Raw genomic sequence first — 20,509 nt, forward strand, 5'->3', positions numbered from 1 at the left:
CTCCCATGGGCATTCGTGGCTGGGTGGCCGGTGGAGCAGCAGTCGTCGCGGTCGTGGCCGGTGTCGCCATCGCGGTCGACCGGGGCTTCCCACCGTTCTCCGACCCCGAGGTGTGCACCGCCGAGGTGGACGGCCACGAGGTCGAGCTGAGTCTCGAGCAGGCCGAGAATGCCGCGCTGATCTCGGCGATCGGCACCCGGCGCGGGCTGCCGGCGCGCGCCGTCAGCATCGCCCTCGCCACGGCGTACCAAGAATCCAAGATCGTCAACCTGGAGGCAGGCGACCGCGACTCGCTCGGGTTGTTCCAGCAGCGCCCGTCCCAGGGGTGGGGCAGTCGCGAGGAGATCCTCAACCCCTACTACTCCACGAACGCGTTCTACGACGCGCTCGTGAAGATCGACGGCTACGAGCAGATGCGCATCACGGAGGCCGCCCAGCTCGTGCAGCGCTCCGGGTTCCCGGAGGCCTACGAGGACCACGCCGAGGACGGCCGCGCGTTGGCATCGGCGCTGACCGGGAACTCCCAGGACGGCCAGTTCACCTGTGAGGTCAGGGGCACCCCCGACGACGAGTCGGACCGGCTCGACGCAGCCGGGCTGACCGAGCGAGCCGCCGCGGTGCGCGAGGACCTGGAGGCAGCCTTCGGCAGCCAGGCCTTGGGCGGGTTCTCCCCGCAGGGTGTCGACTCCGGGCACATGGAGGGCTCGGCGCACTACGAGGGCCGCGCCATCGACGTGTTCTTCCGCCCGATCGGTGACCCGCAACGCAAGCTGGGGTGGGCGATGGCCTACTACCTGGTCGCGCAGGCCGATCGACTCGAGATCTCCACCGTCATCTTCGACGACATGATCTGGACGGCACGACGTTCGGCGGACGGCTGGCGCGACTACGACCCGGGTGACACGGCCGGCAAGTCACCCGAGACGATCGCCGTGCTCGAGCACCGCGACCACGTGCACGTCGACGTGCACGACTGAGGCTCCCGCCCCGTCGCCACGCCGCCCCGGGCAACGTCCCGCCGCCGCCGCCGCCGCGTCGCCCCGCCGCCGCCGCCGCCGCCGCAACGTCATACGACGCGGCGCCCCCAACAACCACCACGTATGACGTCACGCGAGTCAGACCCTCGCCGCGCCGCCGCCCACCGCAACGTCATACGACGCGGCGCCCCGAACGACCACCACGTATGACGTCGCGCGGGTCAGACCTTCGCCGCATCGCCGCCCACCGCAACGTCATACGACGCGGCGCCCCGAACGACCACCACGTATGACGTCGCGCGGGTCAGACCTTCGCAGCGACCTCCCACGCGGAGTGGATGGCACCCTCGATGTAGTCGACCTGGCTCGCGTCGCCGACCACGTCCACGCTCCACCCACCGGACCGCAGCTCGTCGGCCAAAGGCGCACCCGAGGTGGTGCCGTCGGCGTGGATGACCACGTCGGCCGCAGCGCTGAGCTGTTGGTCACCGACGGTGAACTCGACCCGGTCGGCGGTGATCCGGGAGACGGACGCCTCCCGGTGAACGACCACGCCCAGCTCGCCAGCCCGGCGTACGGCGGTCCAGCGCCGTGGCATCGCCATCGGCAGGCCGAGCGCCTTGCCCGGCTCGATCAGGGTGACGTTGCGGCCACGCTCGGCCAACCACTCGGCGAGCTCCAGACCGACCAGCGACCCACCGATGACGACCACGTCCTTGCCCAGCGGCAGGAACGTCTTCGTCAGCCGCCGGATCGCTTCGGGGCTCTTGGTGATCCCCGACAGCTTGCCGAGCCTGCCCATCGTGCGGAGCAGACGCGACCCGTCGGTGGCCCCGGCGCTGCCCAGGACGAGGTTGCGCAGCGTGTCACCCGTGTGCACGTGCGGCAGGTCGCCACCGGGAATGGCGGGGCGGGGCCGGACCGCTCCTGTGGCCACCACGACGTGGTCGGGCGCCAGCGCGCGAACGGTCTCCGTGGTGGCCTCGGTGTCGAGGCGCACCTCGATGCCCAACCGGGCGACCTCCGACGTCAGCCAGTCGAGCAGCCTCTCGTTGTCGGGCGTGGTGAGGCTGGAGAACCACAGCGTCCCGCCGAGCCGGTCGGACTTGTCGATCACCGTCACTCGGTGCCCGCGCTCGGTGAGCACCCGGGCGGTCTCGAGCCCACCGGGGCCGGCGCCGACCACCAGCACGTGCTTCTTGGCCTCTGCCGGCTCAGGCACCAGCGGTGGCGAGACGCCCAGCGCGGGGTTGACGGCACACAGGGGTGTGTCGTCCCAGAAGTTCTCCTGAACGCAGACATAGCAGTTGATGCACGGGCGCACCTGTTCCGGAGCCCCCGCCGCAAGCTTGTTGACCAGGTCCGGGTCGGCGAGCAGCTGGCGCCCCATCGCCACGAAGTCGGCGCGTCCCTCGGCGATGGCCTGCTCCCCCACGTCCGGCAGCACCCGGCCGACCGTGATGACCGGGATCCCCACGTGCTTCTTCACCTCGGCGGCCAGGTCGACATAGGCGCCGACCCGGTTGGGCAAGGGGCCGTCGGTGAAGTTGGCGAAGGGGTTGCGACCCCAGCCGGTGACGTGGATCGCGTCGGCACCTGCCTTCTCGAACAGTGCGGAGGCGGCGCAGGACTCCTCGTTGGTCAGGCCGCCCTCCTGACCGAACTCGGCGCCAGCGACACGCACGATGACGGCGAGCCGGTCCCCGACCGCTGCCTTCACCGCCGCGATGACCTCGCAGGCCAGCCTGGCGCGGTTCTCCAGGGAGCCGCCGTACTCGTCGGTGCGACGGTTGTCCCGCTGGTTGAGGAACGCGCCGAGGATGTAGCCGTGGGCGCAGTGGATCTCGATCGCGTCGGCACCCGAGCGCATCACCCGGTCCGCGGCATCGACCCAGGTCTCCACCAACCAGCTGATGTCATCGGCGGTCGCGGTGTGGAAGGTGGGCTTCCGGCCGGCGGTCACCGAGCCCATCTTGGTGAGCTCCTCGATCGTGTTGTCGGCGAGGGCACCCATGTCGACGGCGTAGTCGGGCTCCGAGGGCACCAGCAGCGGGCGGCCGTTGAGGGTGTCGATGCGGGCGACCTTGCCGTGGTGGGTGCTCTGCACGCACAGCTTGCTCCCGGCGGCGTGCACCGCCTCGGCGAGCGCGGTCAGCCCCGGCAGGAACCTGTCGTCGGACAGGCCCGGCTCCTTGGTGCTCGTGGCGCCGACCGGGTACGCGACGGCACTGGCCCCGGTGATGATCAGGCCGGTCCCACCCGCGGCTCGGGCCACGTAGTGGTCGATGTCGGCCTGCTCGATCTCGCCGTCGACGCAGACGTTCATGTCCATGGCGGGCAGCACGACGCGGTTGGACAGCTCCATCACGCCGATGCGACCGGCCGAGAGGAGGTGGGGGTGGGCCTTTGAGGCGCTCTTCGTCTTCCTGGACACACCGGCACGCTAGGTGCACCCGATCTCCGACGGCGCCGGATGCCCCACTCAACGGGACAGCGGCACGGACGACCAGTGCGCAGCAGGCGTACGCCGACCTGTGCAGGCGTACGCCGGCCTGTGCAGGCGTACGCCGGCCTGTGCAGGCGTACGCCGGCAGCCCTCAGCCCAGGGTGGCCAAGCGTTCCACGGCGCGGTCGATGCGCTCGTCGGTGGCGGTGAACGCCACCCGCACGTGTTCGTGACCGGCGCTGCCGTAGAACGAGCCGGGGGCGACCAGGATGCCGAGCTCGGCCAACGACTCGACGGTCGTCCAGCAGTCCTCGCCACGGGTCGACCAGAGATAGAGCGACGCCTCGGAGTTGTCGATGCGGAAGCCGGCCCGCTCGAGGGCCTCCTTGAGCTTGGCCCGCCTCGCCGCATAGCGCGCGTGCTGGTCGACCACGTGCGCGTCGTCGTCGAGCGCCGCGATCATCGCCAGCTGCTGCGGGCCGGGCATCTGCAGTCCGAGGTTCTTGCGCACCGCGAGCAGCTCACCGACCAGCGCCGGGTCACCGGCGATGAAGGCGCAGCGGTACCCGGCCAGGTTGGAGCGCTTGGAGAGCGAGTGCACCGCGATGATGCCTTCGTGGCTGCCGCCGCAGACATCGGGGTGCAGCACGGAGATCGGCGGGTTGTCGGCGTCCCAGGACATCTCGATGTAGCACTCGTCGGAGACCAGGATCGTGCCGCGCTGGCGACACCAGTCGACCACCTTCCTCAGGTGGTCGACGGGCAGCACCTTGCCGGTCGGGTTGGACGGCGAGTTGATCCAGAGGATCTTCGGGACCGACGGCCCGATCGCCGTCAAGGAGTCCGCGGCGAGGGTGCGTGCGCCGACGATGGCAGCCCCCACCTCGTAGGTGGGGTAGGCCAGTCGGGGGAAGACGACGAGGTCTCCGTTGGAGACGCCCAGGTGCAGGGCCAGGCTGGCGATCAGCTCCTTGGAGCCGATCACCGGCAGCACCCCGTCGAGACCGACGCCGGTGACACCCAGGGTGCGCGCCATCCAGTCGATGATCGCCTGACGGGTCTCGACCTTGCCGATGGTCACCGGGTAGCCCGGGCTGTCGGCCGCCGCGATCAGCGCGTCCTGGGCGACCTGCGGCGTCGGGTCGATCGGCGTACCGACTGAGAGGTCGACGATACCGTCGACGTGCTCGCGTGCGCGAGCGGCGAAGGAGGTGAGCTTGTCCCACGGGAAGTCGGGGAGTCGCCCGGACAACGGGTTCTCGAGAGGGCGCTGGCGCGCCTCCTCAACCACCGACTTCAGTCGTCCTGGTTCTGCGGCGGGAGCGCTGCGACGAACGGGTGGTCCTTGTCGATCTCACCCATCTTGGCGGCGCCACCGGGCGAGCCCAGGTCGTCGAAGAACTGCACGTTGGCGTCGTAGTAGTCCTTCCACTGCTCCGGGGTGTCGTCCTCGTAGAAGATCGCTTCGACGGGGCACACGGGCTCGCAGGCACCACAGTCGACACACTCATCCGGGTGGATGTAGAGCATGCGCTTGCCTTCGTAGATGCAGTCGACGGGACACTCGTCGACACATGCGCGGTCCTTGAGGTCGACGCACGGCTGGGCGATGACGTAGGTCACCAGATCCTCCTGAGGACTACTGAAGCTGGGTTGCTGCCTACAGCCTAGTATCCGCCACATGGGTTCCGTCGGCGACTCCCACGACGTGGGCAGGCACACGCTCGGTCCGCACGTCGTCGGCAAGCGTGTCGTGGTGCGTCGACTGGTGCGCGGGGAGACCGGACCGACCGGGGGTCCGGCGATGACCGACCTGCTCGGCATCTGCACGTCGTGGGGTGCCCGCGCGTGTGTGGTGGCCCCGGAGTCGGGCCCCGAGGTGACGATCCCGCTCGCCGACATCGTCTCGGGCAAGCCGGTTCCGCCTCGCCCGTCCGTGCGGCACCGCGTGTCCGCCCGCGATGCCGAGCTGCACTCGCTCACGATGTGGCCCGACGTCCCCACCCGGGCCCTCGGTGACTGGGTGCTGCGCAGCGACGTGACCCCTGAGGAGATCGCGCGTGCCGGCTCCGTGCTGGCGATGGGCGACCCCGGGATGCCGTACGCCGACGCGGCGGCCGCCACCGTCGACTTCTACACCCCCCTCGGCCGCCCGGCATGGGCGCAGGTGGTCGTGGACTCCGAGCAGGAGCATGCGCTGCGCTCGCTCGGGTGGGTGGCTGCCCGGCCCGACGAGGCCGACACGCTGTTCCAGGTCGTCGCGCTCTCCCGGCTCCACCGGGCGCTCCCGACGCCGCCCGACGGCATCGACGTCGAGGACGACGGCGTCCGTGCCGTGGCCGCCTTCGGCGACCGCGCCCGGGCCCGGGCCGCGGTCGACGACGACTGGCTCGGCCTGCACGACATCTGGACCTCCCCGGAGGCTCGCCGCCAGGGACTGTCCACGCTGTTGCTGGCCGAGCTCGTCGACTGGGGGGCATCCCTGGGTGCCACCACGGCCTACCTCCAGGTGCGCAGCGACAACACCGCCGCGCTCGCGCTCTACGAGCGACTCGGTTTCGTCACCCACCACGCCTACAGGTACCTGGCCGCCCGTTGAGCCGCCGGCTGGATCAGCAGGCCGGGCGGAAGGTCTTGCTGGCCGGGCCCCGGCGCTTCAACGCGTTGATCGTCCAGCTCACGGTCGGCTTGGCCAACGGGATGAGCAGGTGCTCGGCCAGCTCGCGAGGACAGGCGTTCTGGAGGGTCAGGTTGGTGGTGCGCCGCCCGGGCTCGAGGTAGCCCGACGTGTGCGGGACGACGACCTCGTCGTGGGTGGTGGTGATCTGGGTGTAGCTCACCCTGCCGGGGGTCTCGTCGCCGGCGTTGAGCCTGCGCAGGAACGCCGAGTCGGTCCCTTGCTGGTTGCAGGCGCGACAGACCACGTCGAGGATCGGCCCGGTCAGGCCCATCAGCGGCCTGAGGTTGCCGATCGCGTCGGTGCCGTGGTTGGAGGGCGCGATCCCGACCAGGTCGTCGACCACCTTCGCCCCGCCGAGGAACTTGATGTAGTAGCGCGGCATCATCCCACCCTGGCTGTGGCCGACCAGGGAGACCTTCTGGGCCCCGGTCGCCCGACGCACCTTGGCGACGTACTTCTTGAGGGTCTTCGCGGACTCCGCGATGTCGCCGGTCGCGCGGTTGCCGTAGTCGAGGGAGAACACGCAGAACCCGGCGGTCTTGATGCCCCGGGACAGGTTCTCGAGGAGGTTCTTGCGGTCTCCGAACGTGCCGTGCACCAGCACCACGGGGCTCGGGTGCTGCGCGGTCGGCCGGCAGCTCCAGTCGTTGGCGCCCGGAGGGTCACCGGCAGGCGAGGTGGGCAACGGGACCGGGAAACCGTCGGCCTGCGCCGATGCGGTCGGGACCAGGGCGACCGCCGCGGCCGCGGTGAGGGCGAGAAGGGCAAGCAGGAAGGAACGCATGCCTGCTCAACGACGCCTGTGGCGTCGTGTCACGCCACGGCGTGCCGATCAGTCGTCGCCGGGCTTGTCGTCCTGCTTCGGCTTGTCCGGCTTCGGGGCCGGCGGGTCCTTGCAGATCACCGTGTCCGAGGGCGTGTACGTCGTGTGGAACTTCTCGGTGCGCTCGATGGCGTCGGAGCCGGGCTTGTGGAAGTAGCGCCACACGTTGATGTCGAAGCCGCCGTAGCCGGTGTTCGGGGTGCAGCCCTCCACCGGCAGGGTGCGCGTGCCCGGGGAGGTGAAGTTGTAGCGCTCGCCGGTCTTGGTGGTGATGTCCCACGTCTTCGTGGAGTACATCGACACCGTCAGCGCGCCCTGGCTCCCCGAGGTGGCCGGGGTGAGGTGCGACTCGACCAGGACGCCGTGCTCGGTGTCGTTCTTGAACTTCAGGTCCAGGGCGCCCCACACGACCGTCGCCTCACGACCCACCGGGTAGCGGTCGATGTAGAACGAGTGCGGCCGGTGCTCGACGTCCTCGAGGCCGGCGAAGAACATGGCGTTGAACAGGGTGGTCGCCATCTGCGAGACGCCGCCACCGAATTCCGACCGGTAGACGCCGTTGCTGATGATGTAGCCCTTGGTGAAGCCGTTCTCGGCGGTCCGCTCGCCGACGGTGTCGTTGAGCGAGAAGGTCTCCCCAGGCTCCAGCACGGTGCCGCTGATCAGCTCCGCGGCGCGGCCGAGGTTGACGTTGCGGTACTCGGCGTAGGGGAAGTTGGTGGTGAACGTGGAGACCCGGGTCTTGATGCCCAGCTTCTTGGCCTCGGCGGTGGTGAAGTCGGCCTTCTTGACCGTGGCCTTCACCTTCACCGTGCGCTTGCCGCTGTCACCGACCAGGTCGAGGAAGGCCGAGCTGATGTCGGAGGCCTCGTAGTCGACGCCGGGCTTGGCCGGGACCACCTTCGGCTTGCCGTTGACCACCGTGAAGGAGGCATCGACGGGCTGGCCCTTGGGGTCGGAGATCTTCGACTTGACCAGCTTGTTGAGCAGCTTCTCGTCGAGCTCGGGGACCAGCTCTCCGTCCTCGGCCTTCATGCTCAGCGCCGGGGAGTACTCCTTCGGGGTCAGCTTCACCGGCGACTCGTCGAAGACCAGGGTCACCGGACCGGAGACTGCTGCGTTGGCGAAGTTGTCGAGTGCCTCCTGGACGTCGGCGTCGTCGACCTCGGGCTCCGCCTCGACCAGCTCGAGGTCGACCTCGTCGTCGGAGAGGTAGGCCTCGGTCAGGCCGGCACGTGCTGCCTGGACGTCCACCTCTTCGCCGACCTTGGAGTCGGTGCGCTTCACCTCTCCGTCCTGGAACACCACCGAGCCGTCCGTGGCGGGCGTGCCGAACGTGTCGTTCAGCTGCTCGACCGTCGCGGCGAGGGACTCGTCGTCGACCTCGACCACGGCATCGACGTCGTCACCACCGGTGTAGTAGTCCCACAGGCGGGAGGGCGACCAGCTGCGGCCACCGCCGGCCTCGGTGACCGACGCCGACGCGTCGACCGAGATGCCCGCCTGCTCGGCCGTGACTTCGGCAGGCTTGCCCTCGACGGTGACGGCGAGGTCGGTGCGTTCGGCGAGTCCCGACTCGAGTGCTTCGACGGCGTCATCGTGGGTCTTGCCGCCGATCTCGACACCGGCCACGGTGGCACCGCGCGGCACCTTGGCGCCGGCTCCGGCGTACGCCGCAACGTAGCCGCCACCGAACAGGACGATGAGGCCGAGCACCGTCAGGATGACGACACGGCCGCCGTTGCTCTCGCGGGAGGGCTTGGTGTTCACGGCCGCCATCCTAGGTTGGGCGGGTGGCTGATTCCGATTCCTTGGACCGCCTGCGTGCCGGGATGGTCACGATCATCGCAATCAGGAGCGCCATGCCGAAGCCGAACACCGTGTAGCCGCGGGTGCTGGACATCACCACGAAATCACCCTCGGGCCGGGTCTGCAGCGCGACGAGGACCAGGCTGACCCAGCCGAGGCAGAACCCCGACCGCAGCCAGCCGGCAGGCAGTGCCACGGTGGTGGCGGCAGGGGCGGCCAGGGCCAGGGCAAGCCAGAGCCACGACTTCTCGTGCACCGCCAACGAGGCGATGCCGGTGCCCGCGCCGATGACGAGGGCCAGCAACGTCGACGCGGCCAGCAACGGTCCGCGTGGCGGCCAGGTCACAGCCCGGCGAAGAGATCGGTCTCGAGGCCGTCGTCACCCACCGGGCCCTGCTTCCCCTTGGCCAGCCGGAAGAACTCCTCGCCCCAGAACGCATGGCCACTCTCGGCCCCCTTGAAGAAGAACCCGTCCTTCTCGATCTGGGTCTCGTGTGCGGCCAGGGCCGCCATCTTCTGGTCGATGAACGCCGAGCCGTCGACCCGCGCCGCGAGCTGGTCGTCCGGGGTCACGAACGGGCCGAGGTCACCATCGGGGTCCATGCCCTCGAAGGTCTCGGTGTCGCCGGACGCGCGGATCGCGCGCAGGCTCTCGCGCATCCGGCCCTCACTCATCGCCGTCCAGTAGATCTTGGCGACCTCCCACGGCTCACCGAGGTCGAGCTTGTAGGACGGCACCGCAGCAAGCTGGGCGGCATACATCGCCACCCGGTGGGCCTGGATGTGGTCGGGGTGGCCGTAGCCGCCGAACTCGTCGTAGGTGACCAGCACCTGCGGGCGCACCTCGCGGATCACGGTGACCAGGTGGTTCGCCGCCTCGGCGAGGTCCGCATTCCAGAAGGCGTTCTCGTGCGTCTCGTCGGCAGCGACGGCATGCCCGTCCGCGTGCCACTTCATCCCGGAGTCGCGGTAGCTGCCGAAACCGCCGAGGAAGCGGTGGTCGGTGACGCCGAGCTCCTTCATCGCGTTCTCGAGCTCCCCGCGACGGTGCTCACCCAGGCCGTCCTGCTTGTCGGCGGCAAGGTGGGCCAGCTCGGGGACGAGGATCTCGCCCATCTCGCCGGCCGTGCAGGTGACCAGGGTGACGCCGCGGCCCTCGGCCACGTAGCGGGCCATCGTGGCGCCCTGGCCGATCGACTCGTCATCGGGGTGGGCGTGCACGAGCAGGAGGCGCTGGTCTTCGGTCATGGGATCCAGCCTAGTTGCAGGGTGCCACCTTTTATCGCTCGGTGCGCTTGATCCGCTTCGGTGCGGTGGGGAGGTCGAGTGGTGCTGCTGCGGGAGCCTGCTCCTCGGCATCCAGCCACCCGTCGTACTGGTCGACGAGCACCTCGAAGACGATGTCGGGAGCATCGGTGAGCACCGCCCACGGGTGGTCCTCGTCGTCGTCCTCGCCGGCCAGGCGCTCGCGCTGCACGGACGCCTCCCACCCGTCGCGCAGCAGCTGGGCGACGACGGCCTGCGCGTCGTCCTCCTCGAAGAAGATCCCTCTCACGGCTCCAGTATCCCCATCAGCGCGGGCAGTCGCGCCACGAGTGGCCCCGCGGCCGGTTCCGGCAGTCCCACTGACCATCAGCCGTCGAGCAGGATTCCGCGGAGCTCGGCGAGGAAGGGACGGTCCGGCTCGAGCCAGTCGACGTCGTCCAGCTCCTCCGGGGCGAGCCAGCGGAGCAGGTCGTGCTCGGTCGCGACCGGCTCGCCCTCGATGATCTCGGCCGTGGCCACGGTCAGCTCGTGGGTGTCCCTGATCGGAACGGCGCCGGACAGCCAGAGTCGTACGTCGACCCTGCAGCCGAGCTCCTCGGCGATCTCGCGGGCGAGTGCAGTGTCCGGGGTCTCCCCCGTCTCCACCTTGCCACCGGGGAACTCCCAGCGGCCCGCGGCCTCGGGCGGCGACGTACGCCGAGCCGCCAGAACGCAGCCGTCCCGGAGGATCGCGGCACCGACCACTGGCTTCATGGTGGGACACCTTGCCATGTCTGGGATGAGCAGACCTCAGATGTCGAGCCCTGTGATCGACGGGCGAGGACGAGCCCGACCGTCGAGACCACGCTCGGTTACTGCGGGCGGGCGTGGCAGTAGGCCCAGCCACCGGGTTCTTGTCCTTGGTGTGGGCCTGCTGTCGTGGTGCTACGTGTTTGGCCGGTGCTTGATGTGTCGGTGCCCTGACTGGGAGTTGGTTTCGAGACGGTCGCTGGGCGACCTCCTCAACCAACGCTGATTCAGGGTTCTTGGGTGAGCTCGACTGTTCCGCTGTCGGTGACCAACCAACTCCGGCCGTGCTGGTTGGTCCAGGTATACGTCCCGTCGCGGTTTCGTTGATAACGCCAGCCGCCGTGGGTCTTCAACAGATGATGTCGACGACACAACGGCGCCAAATTCTCCGGGTTCGTCTGGCCCGACGGACCGGTGTCATCAAACGGCACGATGTGGTCGAGATCGCAGGTCTTCGACGACCGGCCACAGTGTGGATGCACACAGTGCCGATCACGTTCGGTGACCTGGTCCCGCATCGCCTGCGGCGGATCATGGACATCCACCGCCCACACCTTGGTGGTGTCGATCACCGGCGTCACCCGGGCATCAGCACCGAGCTGCTTCAGATAACCGGCGATCAGGTGCGTGGTGGCCGGCCCGAACAGGTTCGACTCCACCACCCCGACCGGGCTCTCCGACCCCGGGCGAACAGCGTCACCTGACCCGAGCGGGCCACGGGGCGATTCGGTGCCGTCGGCCGGGATCGTGGCGGAGCCCGCACACATCGTGGCCAGATCCGCGAGGGACAGGTGCACGAACAGGCGCGCCTTCAAGTAGGACTTGCGCGGGATGACCGGTTCCCCGGTCTCCGGGTGGACCGGCGGGTCCTGGTCGAGGATCCCCAGCAGATCCAACGATGCTTGCCGGTCGGCGATGACCCCGAGGGCCTTGGCCTTGCGTTGGCCCAACGTGTCGGTGTCGCCGAGGCGTCCCATCGTGGTCGCCTCATCGGAGACGAGATCGTGGAACTTCGCCAGATCCAACGAAGATCCGATGGCCTCGAGGGTGCTGGTGCCCTCTGCGCCCTGGTTGTGGTCGACGCTGACGTCCCAGTCGACCTTGCCGGGGAGCCCGTTGTCGTCCTCGAGCTTCTCGGGGTGGAACTTCGCCACCCCGAGCTTCACCGCCTTCGCGATCGCGTTGAACGAATACGACCCGACTTCGGCAACGCGGGCATCGATCCACCGGGCTGCCTCAAGCGAGAGGTCGTGGGTTTCCTCGGCCAGTTGGAAAGCCCTCCACAACTCCAACTCGAGATCCTCGAAGCGGGCGTGGGTCCGTGGCAGCCGGTGGTGCAGGTCCAACGTGTTGGCCAGGAACTGCTGGCCCGAACCACGTGACTTCCGGGTCGCCGCAGCCCAGTCCTCCACCACGAACCGCGCCACCAACGGTGTGCCCTCGCCACCCAACGTGGCGTCGTAGTCACCCGCCATCCCGGGGAGCCCGTCACCCCACGTCGCCGGGTCGATGCCAGGGCCAGCAGGGTTGGTCACACAGAGCTGATAAGCCAACCTGACCTTGCGACGGTCGCTGCGGAACTCAGCATCGCGGGCGTCGGAGATGAGATCGAACAGCGCTTCACCGCCGAGGTCAGAGACCTCGAACGGGTGGAGTGCGGCATCGACTTCGAGCATGAGTCCATTGCATCACTGAGAACTGACAGCCGACACCCGGAAATGGGGTTCTCCACAGGCTTCGGAGAAAGAATTTTCAGAATCTTTGCCAGGTGGTCTGCCGGTGCTGTGATCTCGGCCCGGCGGGGGCGACGTACGGGGCGGTTTCGAGACGCTCGTTCCTCGCTCCTCAACCACCGGCGGGGGCGACGTACGGGGCGGTTTCGAGACGCTCGTTCCTCGCTCCTCAACCACCGCCGGGGACGGCGTACGGCGCGGGGCACGGTTTCGAGACGCTCGTTCCTCGCTCCTCAACCACCGCCGGGGACGGCGTACGGCGCGGGGCACGGTTTCGAGACGCTCGTTCCTCGCTCCTCAACCACCGTCGGGGGCGACGTACGGGGCGGTTTCGAGACGCTCGTTCCTCGCTCCTCAACCACCGGCGGGGGCGACGTACGGCGCGGTTTCGAGACGCTCGTTCCTCGCTCCTCAACCACCGTCGGAGGCGACGCTAACGTGAGGACATGGCCTTCGAGTTCGTCCAGGGAATCCACCTCCACCGCACCGAGGAGAACATCGACGAGATCGACGCGTTGGCGCAGCGACTGGGCGGACGGGTCGGCATCGAGGGCGTCATCCAGGACCTCAACCGGAGGGCCAGGCGCAGCTTCTTCGCCTTCGGCCGTGCTGTGCACCGGGCCTACCGGTGGGACCGGTCCGACTGCCGCAGCCGACGCTGGTGGCCCCAGGGGATCACCACCACGGCCGACGCCTCCGACACCGGTGACTTCGGCGGCCGCCGCCTCCTGGTGACCACGTGGTACGCCAAGGAGCACGAGGGGGTGAAGAAGGGATCTCGCATCACGATCCTCGACCTCGACACGTTGAGGTACCGCCACGTGCTGCTCGTCGTGCCCACGCTCGGCGACGACGGCACGATGACGCTGGCTCCGTTGAGCGTCCACGCCGGTGGGATCGTCTGGGCCGGCCCCTACCTGCACATCGCGGCGACCTCACGGGGATTCATGACCTGCCGGGTCGACGACATCCTGCGCGTTCCCGACGAGCGCGGCGTCCCCGACCGGCTCAAGCTCGACGCCTCCGAGGACAAGGTCGCCTCCTTCGGCTACCGCTACGTGCTCCCGGTGCGGTTCTCCTACAAGGCCTTCTCCGCCGAGGGACTGGAGAAGATGCGCTACTCGTTCATGTCGCTGGACCGCTCGGCCCAGCCGCCGGAGCTGGTGGTCGGTGAATACGGTCGCGGTGAGCAGACCACCCGTCTGGCGCGCTACCCGATCGACGCGGAGAGCATGCACCTCGTCGTCGCCGACGACGGCTTCTCCCGGCCGCTGATGCTCGAGGACGGTGGGGTCGTCCAGATGCAGGGAGTGGTCGTCACCGGCGGCACCTACTACGCCACCGCCTCCAACGGGCCGATCTTCCCCGGCAACGTGTACGTCGGCAGGCCCGGCAGGTTCCGCAAGCACCGGTGGGCCACACCGATCGGTTGCGAGGACCTCTCCTACGTCGCCGCGGCCGACGAGCTGTGGTCGGTGACGGAGCACCCGAACCGGCGCTGGGTCTACTCGATGAAGCGAGCGTGGTTCGACAAGCGCAGCTGACCGGACGCCTGCCCGGTTCCTACTCCTGTGGTCGCGGCGCCTTGGCCAGCTGGCGGGACTGTGCGACCAGTCGACCGGCCGAGTCCCACACGACGCAGTCCTCCTCGAACATCCCGCCGGCCAGGTTGCGGGTCTCGTGGCGCACCTTGAGCCACCCCTTTGCCGGGATCGCGCGGACGTGGGCGCTGAGCTCGAGGGTGGGCGCCCAGCCCGGGATGCCGAGGTCGAACGTGACCGGTGGCAGTGCGTCGACCGTGAGCAGCAACGAGATCGGATCGGGGTCGCGGTCGTCGTTGAGCCTGAACCATCCCTGGATGATGCCGTTGCCGCTCGGCTCCCCCACTGCCCATCCGGCGTACGCCGGGTCGAGGCGCAGGTCGAAGCGCGACATCAACGGGGCGATCCGCCGGATCTCCTCCGGAGCCATCGACGTCGGGAGGCATTCCTCCAGCGGCGGCAGCTCTGGCTCGACCGCGGTGGTGCGTACGTCATCGATCGACGTGGACAGGTCGCCGTAGGTGGCCAGCACGGTGATGCAGTCAGTGCCGTCCTGGCTCAGGTCGGCGGCCACGGTGCTCGTGCCGCGACCGTCCCGCAGGATCCGCGTGCGAATCGTGGCGGGTCCGGGCTTCGAGGCGGCCAGGTAGTAGGCCGTGACCGCGATCGGGTCAGGCTTGCCGGACAGGGTCTCCCTCAAGGCGTTGCCGATGATCGCCAGCAGGTAGCCGCCGTTGACCCCGCCACCGACGACCCAGCCCGGCGCCAGCTCGGCGGCGTACTCGCCCTCGCCGACAGCAGTGACGTCGGTGTCGCGATCGAACTCGTGTCCCATGCGACGAATCCTAGGTGGAGGCCCGAGCTGTCCGTGCCATGGTGCCCGACGTCCTCGCGCAGCCGGGGCAGGGACAATGACCGAGTGCCAGATCGTCAGAGCATCACCCGAGCCGCGTTGAGGATGGGTCCCCACAACGGAGCCCACCGGGTCGCCTTCCGCGCCGGCGTCTCGGTGGCGGTGCCGCTGCTCCTGCTGCTCGCCCTCGACCGGGTGGACTGGTCGATCTATGCCGCGTTCGGGGCCTTCACCTCGCTCTACGGCCGCAACCACGTCGGGCTCTCGCGCACGCAGATGCAGGTCACGCTGGGAGTGCTGCTCACGGGGTCCGTGGGTCTCGGAGCCTGGGTGGCCACGTCACACGAACGCGCCTGGCTGGCGGTCCCGGTGGCCGGACTGGTCGCCGCGATCGGCTCCTGGTTCTCCGAGGTGCAGGACTGGCACCCGCCGGGCACCCTCTTCCTGATCTTCGGCTTCGCCGCCGTCGCGTCCATCCCTGCCGACGTCGGAGACATCCCCGTTGCCCTGGCCGTCGCGGCCGGTTCCGCGACGTTCTCCGTGCTGGTCGGCTCGCTGGGAGCAGCGTGGAGGCACGTCCGCGCCGGTCACCCCCGCCGACAGACGGGTCGTCGTCGCATCGTCTGGTCGGCCACGGCCCGGCGCCACATCGCCCGCAACGTCGCGGGAGTGCTCGTCGCCGGTGGCCTGGCCACCGCGATGGGAGTCGGGCACCCCTACTGGGCGATGGTCTCGGCCGTGGTCCCGCTCACCGTGCGCGACCTGCTGCCCCAGGTCGTGCGTGGTGTCCAGCGCGTGGTCGGCACCGCCCTCGGCCTGGTGCTGGCCGCAGTGCTGCTCAGCCTCGACCTCCCCTCCCTCGCGCTGATCCTGCTGGTCGTGCTCCTGCAGGTCGGTGCCGAGCTCCTGGTCGGTCGCAACTACGCACTGGCCCTGATCGTGATCACGCCACTGGCGCTGCTGATGGTGCACATCGTCGCACCGACACCCACCGGCACCCTGCTCCTCGACCGGGGCGTCGAGACGCTGGTCGGGGCGGTGATCGGCGTCCTGATCGGATACCTCACCCGCGACCGGAGGCGAGCCTGATGCCCGGTCACCGTCTCCCCGTGGTGCTGGCCCTGGCCGCGCTCTCCGTCGTCACCGGCGTGCACCTCGGCGCGCAGTGGATGGGTGTCGACCGCATCGCCGACCCCACCCAGCCGTTGCTGATGGCGCTGCTCGCGGCGGCCCTCTGGTTCGCGACCGAAGCGCCCCGCACCACCTTGGTACGGCTCACCCTGGTCGCCCTCGGGCTGAGCTGGCTGGGCGACACCGCGCCCCGCTTCGCCTCCGGCGACACGGCGTTCCTGCTGATGATCGGGTTCTTCCTTCTCGCCCAGGTCGCCTATGTCCGCGCCTTCCTGCCGTACGCCGCACGGTCCGTCCTCCACGTCGGCCGCATCGCGCTCGCGCCGTACGTCGTGGCCGTGGCGGTGCTGGTCGCCCTGTGCGCACCCGGCGCGGGAGCGCTGCTGGTCCCGGTGCTGGTCTACGGCCTGGTGCTGGGCACGATGGCCGTGCTCGCCACCGGTGTGAACCCTCTCGTCTGGGCAGGCGGCGCGATGTTCCTCGTCTCCGACGGACTGATCGCACTGGGCGCCTTCTCCGACGTCGAGATCGCGCACGACAGCTTCTGGGTGATGCTCACCTACGTCGTCGCGCAAGTCCTGATCGTGCTCGGCGTCCAGGAGCCCACCGACTGAGGGTGGTCCTGGCACCACCCCCGAACGGGTTCCTGGCCCATCGCCTCCGGTCCCGGGCGCACGAAGACTCGAGGCATGACCATCGAGACCCCCGCTCCCACGCCCACACGGACCCGGCCCAACCACGGCGGCTCCGACTTCGCCGAGCTGCGCAGGCGCATCGACGCTGCCGGACTGCTCGACCGGCGCCCCGGCTACTACCTGGCCCGCGTCGCCCTCCTGGGCACGGCGGTCGTCGGTGGGTGGACCGCCTTCGTCGCGATCGGCAACACGTGGTGGCAGCTGGCCATGGCCGTCGTCCTGGCCGTGGTCTTCGCCCAGCTCGCGCTGCTGGCCCACGACATCGCCCACCGGCAGGTCTTCCGCACCCGGCGCCCCAGCGAGCTTGCCGGCCGACTCGTCGGCAACCTCGGGGTCGGGATGAGCTACGGCTGGTGGATGGACAAGCACACCCGCCACCACGCCAACCCCAATCACGAGGAGCTGGACCCGGATGTCTCCCCCGACCTGCTGGTGTGGTCGCAGGACCAGGCCCGCGAGGCGCGCGGGGTGGCCAGGTTCATCGGGAAGCACGAGGCGTTCCTCTTCTTCCCCCTGCTCACCCTGGAGGCACTCAACCTCCATGTCTCCGGCGTTCGTGCCGTCCTGCGCCCGGGACTGCCCGGGCGCCGCGTCGAGGCCGGCCTGCTGCTGGCCCACTTCGCGATCTACCTCGGGCTCGTGCTCACCGTGCTCTCCCCCGGCCTCGCGGTGGCCTTCATCGTGGTCAACCAGGCAGTCTTCGGCGTCTATCTCGGTTGCTCCTTCGCACCGAACCACAAGGGCATGCCGACGCTCACCGGCGACCGCGAACCCGACTTCCTGCGCAAGCAGGTGCTCACCTCACGCAACGTCCGTGGCGGTCCGGTCACCGACATCGCACTCGGTGGGCTGAACTACCAGATCGAGCACCACCTCTTCCCGAGCATGCCGTGCGCCAACCTGCGCAGGGCCAGGCCGATCGTGCGCGAGCACTGTGCGGCGCTGGGGGTGGACTACGCCGAGACCGGCCTGGTTGAGTCGTACGGGATCGCCCTGCGCCACATGCACGCGGTCGGTGCACCCCTACGCGCCGGCTGACCTGGCGGCCGCCGCTGTGTGGGGCTCTTCCGGCGCCGGGTGCCGGGAGAACCACACGCAGTGGACAATGGGCGGCGATGTCTGAGGAAGAAGTCTGGTACGTCAGCTATGGATCGAACATGTCGCGCGTTCGCCTGGCCTGCTACATCCAGGGCGGTCGCCCGCCCGGTGCCGCGGTCACGTACGCCGGCGCGCACGACCGCACGATCCCGGCCGAGGACACGCCGGTGGTGCTTCCCGGGAGCCTGTACTTCGCCGGGGACTCCCGGATCTGGGGCGGCGGCACCGCGTTCTACGACCATGACAGGCCCGGCCCGACACCGGCTCGTGCCTACCGGATGACCGTGGGCCAGTTCGTCGACGTCGCCGCCCAGGAGATGCACCGGCTGCCGGACCCGGAGGATCCACTCGCCGGCGTCGTGGTCGCCGGGCTCCCGGACGGCCGCCACGAGGCGGGGCCGGGTGTCTACGAGACCTTGATCGAGGTGGGCCGCCGCGACGACCTGCCGATGCTCACCTTCACCGCGCCCCACGGTCTCGAGTCGGTGCCGCACACCCGTCCGCAGCCGGCCTACCTCGCGATGCTCGCGGAGGGCCTCCATGACGCGCACGGCTGGAGCCACGAGGAGATCGAGTCCTACTTCACCTCGGTCATCGCCGGCACACCCTGATTCCACCCACCGTCGCTCACGCTTCGAGTCGGGCCACGAACTCCTCTGCGCCGGCACCGGTGAACTCCACGGGATCGACCGGGCGACCGGTCAGGGCGAGGAGCATGGCATCGCCGGGCGCGTGCACCTGGGGGCCGGTGCCGTGGCGCCAGTCGACGTCGTCGGCGACCAGGGTGAAGCCTGCGGCCGTGCCCTTCGGGCTCCGACCGAACGCGAGGTGCAGGGGAAAGCCCATCCCTGCATAGCGGGTGAGCGCCATCCGGTAGCCGGCACCTGGCGGCGTACGTCGTCGGCCGAGCGGGACCCGGATGTCGAGGTGGTGGGTGAGCACGTCCGCGAGCACGTCGACCGGCTTGGTGCCGACGGTGCGGGCGTGGTGGTCCGCCACCTGTCGCAGGTGGGCGAGCGTCTGCTCCGGAGGCCGCTCGCCCCACTCGCGACCGAGCCGCGCGTTCGCCACGTTGGCCCGGAACCGTGCCCCGGCGATGGCACGCAGGGTGGCCAGGGGCGGGTTCGTGGCCGCCCACGACACGTGCGCGATGACGTCGCGCACCCGCCACTGGGCACACAGGGACTGGGTGTCGAGCTCCGCAGGCGACAGGGACTCGGCGAAGTCCGCGAACGATCGGCGTTCGGTGCTGGCAAGGTCCCAGACACGATCTGGCATGCCCCGATCCTTCCTCGCCGGACGTCGCTGCGCATCACCAGAATTGCAGACGCCCAGCCCTCCCGCAGGATCCCCGGGGGCACCTCCGTGACCACGCCGGGCGTGCCAGCACGTCGAACGTCAGGAACCGTGCTCGACGTCGTGGCGCAGCTGCTCGAGCCCCGCGATCAGGTGCCGGCTCATGATGCCGCGGGCCAGGAACTCGGAGACCCTGGCCATCACCAACCCATGGAGCCTCAGCCGAAGCGTGGCGCTGACCAGGGATCCGTCCGGGTGCTCGGTGACGCGCAGCTCGAAGTCGTTCTCGGTGCCGCGGATCGACCGCCACGACAGCGTGTGCGCGTCGGGGGTGGACACCGCCACCCGGCCGCCGACGTGGATGGTGCCGACGTCGAGGAACATGTCGTACTCCTGCTCGGTCACCTGGCCGGACCTGCCGATCCCGCTCAGCATCGGCATCAGCCGCTCGGGGTCGGTGGCGACCGCGGCGACCTCGGCGACCGGACGGCGTACGACGACGGCCCACGTGACGGAGGTGCTCATCAGCCGAGCACCGGCATCACCGAGCGGGTGGCGAGCCTCGAGAGCTCCATCTGCATCAGGCTGGTGACGTAGTCGTAGGCCCGGTCCCAGTCGGGGTCGTCACCGAACAGCTCGCGCAGGTCGATCGGCGGCAACACCTGGATCCGGATCTTGGCCGGGAGCGGGACGTGCGGCAGGTCGCCGGGCAACAGGCCCCACGGGAAGCTGATCGACAGCGGCAGGGTCTTGAGCCGGAGCAGCTTGTCGAGCTTGAGGAACTTCGCGGTGCTGCGACCGTCGTTGATCACGAAGAACGTGTCCTGGCCGCCGGTGGCGACGACCGGGACGATCTTGACGTTGTTGCGGTGCGCGAGGCGAAGGAAGCCCTTGCGCCCGTCGAAGACGATCTTGTTCCGGTCGCGCCACGGACGGAGCGCCTCGACGTCCCCGCCGGGGTAGACCATCACCGAGGCACCGTTGGCGAACAGCTCGTCGGCCTGGTCGTTGCCGGCGGTGACCATGCCGAACTTGCGGGCGAAGTCACCGACCAGCGGTGTCATCGCGATGATCTTGTGGCCCAGGCCGGCCAGCGGCCGACCCTCGACGGTGAAGTAGGTGTGGTAGGCGAGCGTGAACACCCAGGTGTCGGGGATGTTGGCTCCCCCACTGTGGTTGCCGACGAACAGCACGGGCTCGTCGGGCACGTTCTCGAAGCCGTTGACCTCGGGCCGGAAGTAGACGCTGGTGCCGAGCCACAGCCGCGGGAGCATGCGTCGGATGAACTCCGGGTCACGCCCCTCGAGCCCGTCGGGCTGGGGCTTCAAGAACTTGGGCAGGGGCAGGGCCACGCGACGTACTCCTTCTCGGC

The 20,509-nt window shown here is 69.5% G+C and carries 21 protein-coding genes; 7 read left to right on the plus strand and 14 right to left on the minus strand.

Features of this window, described 5'->3' with window-relative positions; all coding sequences use genetic code 11:
• Positions 1-5 precede the first annotated feature (5 nt).
• Complete coding sequence (locus ncot_RS14610) at positions 6-977, plus strand: hypothetical protein (protein WP_168618263.1); 972 nt, start codon at positions 6-8, stop codon at positions 975-977.
• A 304-nt stretch (positions 978-1,281) separates the two neighbouring features.
• Here the strand turns inward: ncot_RS14610 and ncot_RS14615 are convergent, their stop codons facing one another.
• The 3 genes from ncot_RS14615 to fdxA form a co-directional block, all read right to left on the minus strand.
• On the minus strand, positions 1,282-3,411 hold the full coding sequence (locus ncot_RS14615; protein WP_206064988.1) for an FAD-dependent oxidoreductase: 2,130 nt from the start codon (positions 3,409-3,411) through the stop codon (positions 1,282-1,284).
• A gap of 163 nt (positions 3,412-3,574) precedes the next feature.
• A complete protein-coding gene (gene dapC, locus ncot_RS14620) occupies positions 3,575-4,714 on the minus strand; it encodes a succinyldiaminopimelate transaminase (protein ID WP_168618264.1) in 1,140 nt (379 codons plus the stop codon).
• 5 nt (positions 4,715-4,719) lie between these two features.
• A complete protein-coding gene (gene fdxA / locus ncot_RS14625) occupies positions 4,720-5,046 on the minus strand; it encodes a ferredoxin (RefSeq protein ID WP_057325031.1) in 327 nt (108 codons plus the stop codon).
• A gap of 58 nt (positions 5,047-5,104) precedes the next feature.
• Here fdxA and ncot_RS14630 point away from each other — a divergent pair, with 58 nt between their 5' ends.
• Positions 5,105-6,022, plus strand: coding sequence for a GNAT family N-acetyltransferase (locus ncot_RS14630; RefSeq protein WP_168618265.1), 918 nt, complete (start codon positions 5,105-5,107; stop codon positions 6,020-6,022).
• A gap of 13 nt (positions 6,023-6,035) precedes the next feature.
• Here the strand turns inward: ncot_RS14630 and ncot_RS14635 are convergent, their stop codons facing one another.
• From ncot_RS14635 to ncot_RS14665, 7 genes are all read right to left on the minus strand, one after another.
• Positions 6,036-6,887 (minus strand): alpha/beta fold hydrolase, encoded by an 852-nt coding sequence (locus ncot_RS14635; RefSeq protein ID WP_168618266.1) that lies wholly within the window; start codon positions 6,885-6,887, stop codon positions 6,036-6,038.
• A gap of 48 nt (positions 6,888-6,935) precedes the next feature.
• A complete protein-coding gene (locus ncot_RS14640) occupies positions 6,936-8,696 on the minus strand; it encodes a VanW family protein (protein ID WP_168618267.1) in 1,761 nt (586 codons plus the stop codon).
• A gap of 10 nt (positions 8,697-8,706) precedes the next feature.
• Positions 8,707-9,081 carry a hypothetical protein gene (locus tag ncot_RS14645; RefSeq protein WP_168618268.1) on the minus strand — a complete coding sequence of 125 codons (375 nt, stop codon included), beginning with the start codon at positions 9,079-9,081 and terminating at the stop codon, positions 8,707-8,709.
• On the minus strand, positions 9,078-9,983 hold the full coding sequence (gene mshB / locus ncot_RS14650) for an N-acetyl-1-D-myo-inositol-2-amino-2-deoxy-alpha-D-glucopyranoside deacetylase (protein ID WP_168618269.1): 906 nt from the start codon (positions 9,981-9,983) through the stop codon (positions 9,078-9,080). Before mshB ends, ncot_RS14645 begins: the two co-directional genes overlap by 4 nt.
• Positions 9,984-10,014: 31 nt before the next feature.
• Positions 10,015-10,290, minus strand: coding sequence for a hypothetical protein (locus ncot_RS14655; RefSeq protein WP_168618270.1), 276 nt, complete (start codon positions 10,288-10,290; stop codon positions 10,015-10,017).
• 77 nt (positions 10,291-10,367) lie between these two features.
• Complete coding sequence (locus tag ncot_RS14660) at positions 10,368-10,754, minus strand: (deoxy)nucleoside triphosphate pyrophosphohydrolase (protein ID WP_240937921.1); 387 nt, start codon at positions 10,752-10,754, stop codon at positions 10,368-10,370.
• Between the two features lie 263 nt (positions 10,755-11,017).
• Entirely contained in the window at positions 11,018-12,466 is a 1,449-nt protein-coding gene (locus ncot_RS14665) for an HNH endonuclease signature motif containing protein (RefSeq protein ID WP_168618272.1), read from the minus strand.
• Between the two features lie 503 nt (positions 12,467-12,969).
• Here ncot_RS14665 and ncot_RS14670 point away from each other — a divergent pair.
• The gene (locus ncot_RS14670; RefSeq protein WP_168618273.1) at positions 12,970-14,067 is read left to right on the plus strand and encodes a hypothetical protein; all 1,098 of its coding nucleotides are present in this window, start codon (positions 12,970-12,972) and stop codon (positions 14,065-14,067) included.
• A 19-nt stretch (positions 14,068-14,086) separates the two neighbouring features.
• Here ncot_RS14670 and ncot_RS14675 read toward each other — a convergent pair whose 3' ends face one another.
• On the minus strand, positions 14,087-14,899 hold the full coding sequence (locus tag ncot_RS14675; RefSeq protein ID WP_168618274.1) for a thioesterase family protein: 813 nt from the start codon (positions 14,897-14,899) through the stop codon (positions 14,087-14,089).
• A gap of 84 nt (positions 14,900-14,983) precedes the next feature.
• Between ncot_RS14675 and ncot_RS14680 the strand changes: the two genes are divergently transcribed.
• From ncot_RS14680 to ncot_RS14695, 4 genes are all read left to right on the plus strand, one after another.
• On the plus strand, positions 14,984-16,006 hold the full coding sequence (locus ncot_RS14680) for an FUSC family protein (protein ID WP_240937922.1): 1,023 nt from the start codon (positions 14,984-14,986) through the stop codon (positions 16,004-16,006).
• Complete coding sequence (locus tag ncot_RS14685) at positions 16,006-16,662, plus strand: lysoplasmalogenase (protein WP_206064989.1); 657 nt, start codon at positions 16,006-16,008, stop codon at positions 16,660-16,662. The genes ncot_RS14680 and ncot_RS14685 overlap by 1 nt, the downstream gene beginning before the upstream one ends.
• A 75-nt stretch (positions 16,663-16,737) precedes the next feature.
• Entirely contained in the window at positions 16,738-17,781 is a 1,044-nt protein-coding gene (locus ncot_RS14690) for an acyl-CoA desaturase (RefSeq protein ID WP_168618275.1), read from the plus strand.
• Between the two features lie 77 nt (positions 17,782-17,858).
• On the plus strand, positions 17,859-18,452 hold the full coding sequence (locus tag ncot_RS14695; RefSeq protein ID WP_168618276.1) for a histone deacetylase: 594 nt from the start codon (positions 17,859-17,861) through the stop codon (positions 18,450-18,452).
• 16 nt (positions 18,453-18,468) lie between these two features.
• Here the strand turns inward: ncot_RS14695 and ncot_RS14700 are convergent, their stop codons facing one another.
• From ncot_RS14700 to ncot_RS14710, 3 genes are all read right to left on the minus strand, one after another.
• A complete protein-coding gene (locus ncot_RS14700; protein ID WP_168618277.1) occupies positions 18,469-19,119 on the minus strand; it encodes a maleylpyruvate isomerase family mycothiol-dependent enzyme in 651 nt (216 codons plus the stop codon).
• A gap of 120 nt (positions 19,120-19,239) precedes the next feature.
• Positions 19,240-19,662 carry an SRPBCC family protein gene (locus tag ncot_RS14705; RefSeq protein ID WP_168618278.1) on the minus strand — a complete coding sequence of 141 codons (423 nt, stop codon included), beginning with the start codon at positions 19,660-19,662 and terminating at the stop codon, positions 19,240-19,242.
• Positions 19,662-20,489, minus strand: a complete 828-nt coding sequence (locus ncot_RS14710) for a 1-acyl-sn-glycerol-3-phosphate acyltransferase (RefSeq protein ID WP_168618279.1) — start codon at positions 20,487-20,489, stop codon at positions 19,662-19,664. Before ncot_RS14710 ends, ncot_RS14705 begins: the two co-directional genes overlap by 1 nt.
• Between the last annotated feature and the right edge of the window lie 20 nt (positions 20,490-20,509).

The organism is Nocardioides sp. JQ2195 (genome assembly GCF_012272695.1).
GTDB lineage: Bacteria > Actinomycetota > Actinomycetes > Propionibacteriales > Nocardioidaceae > Nocardioides.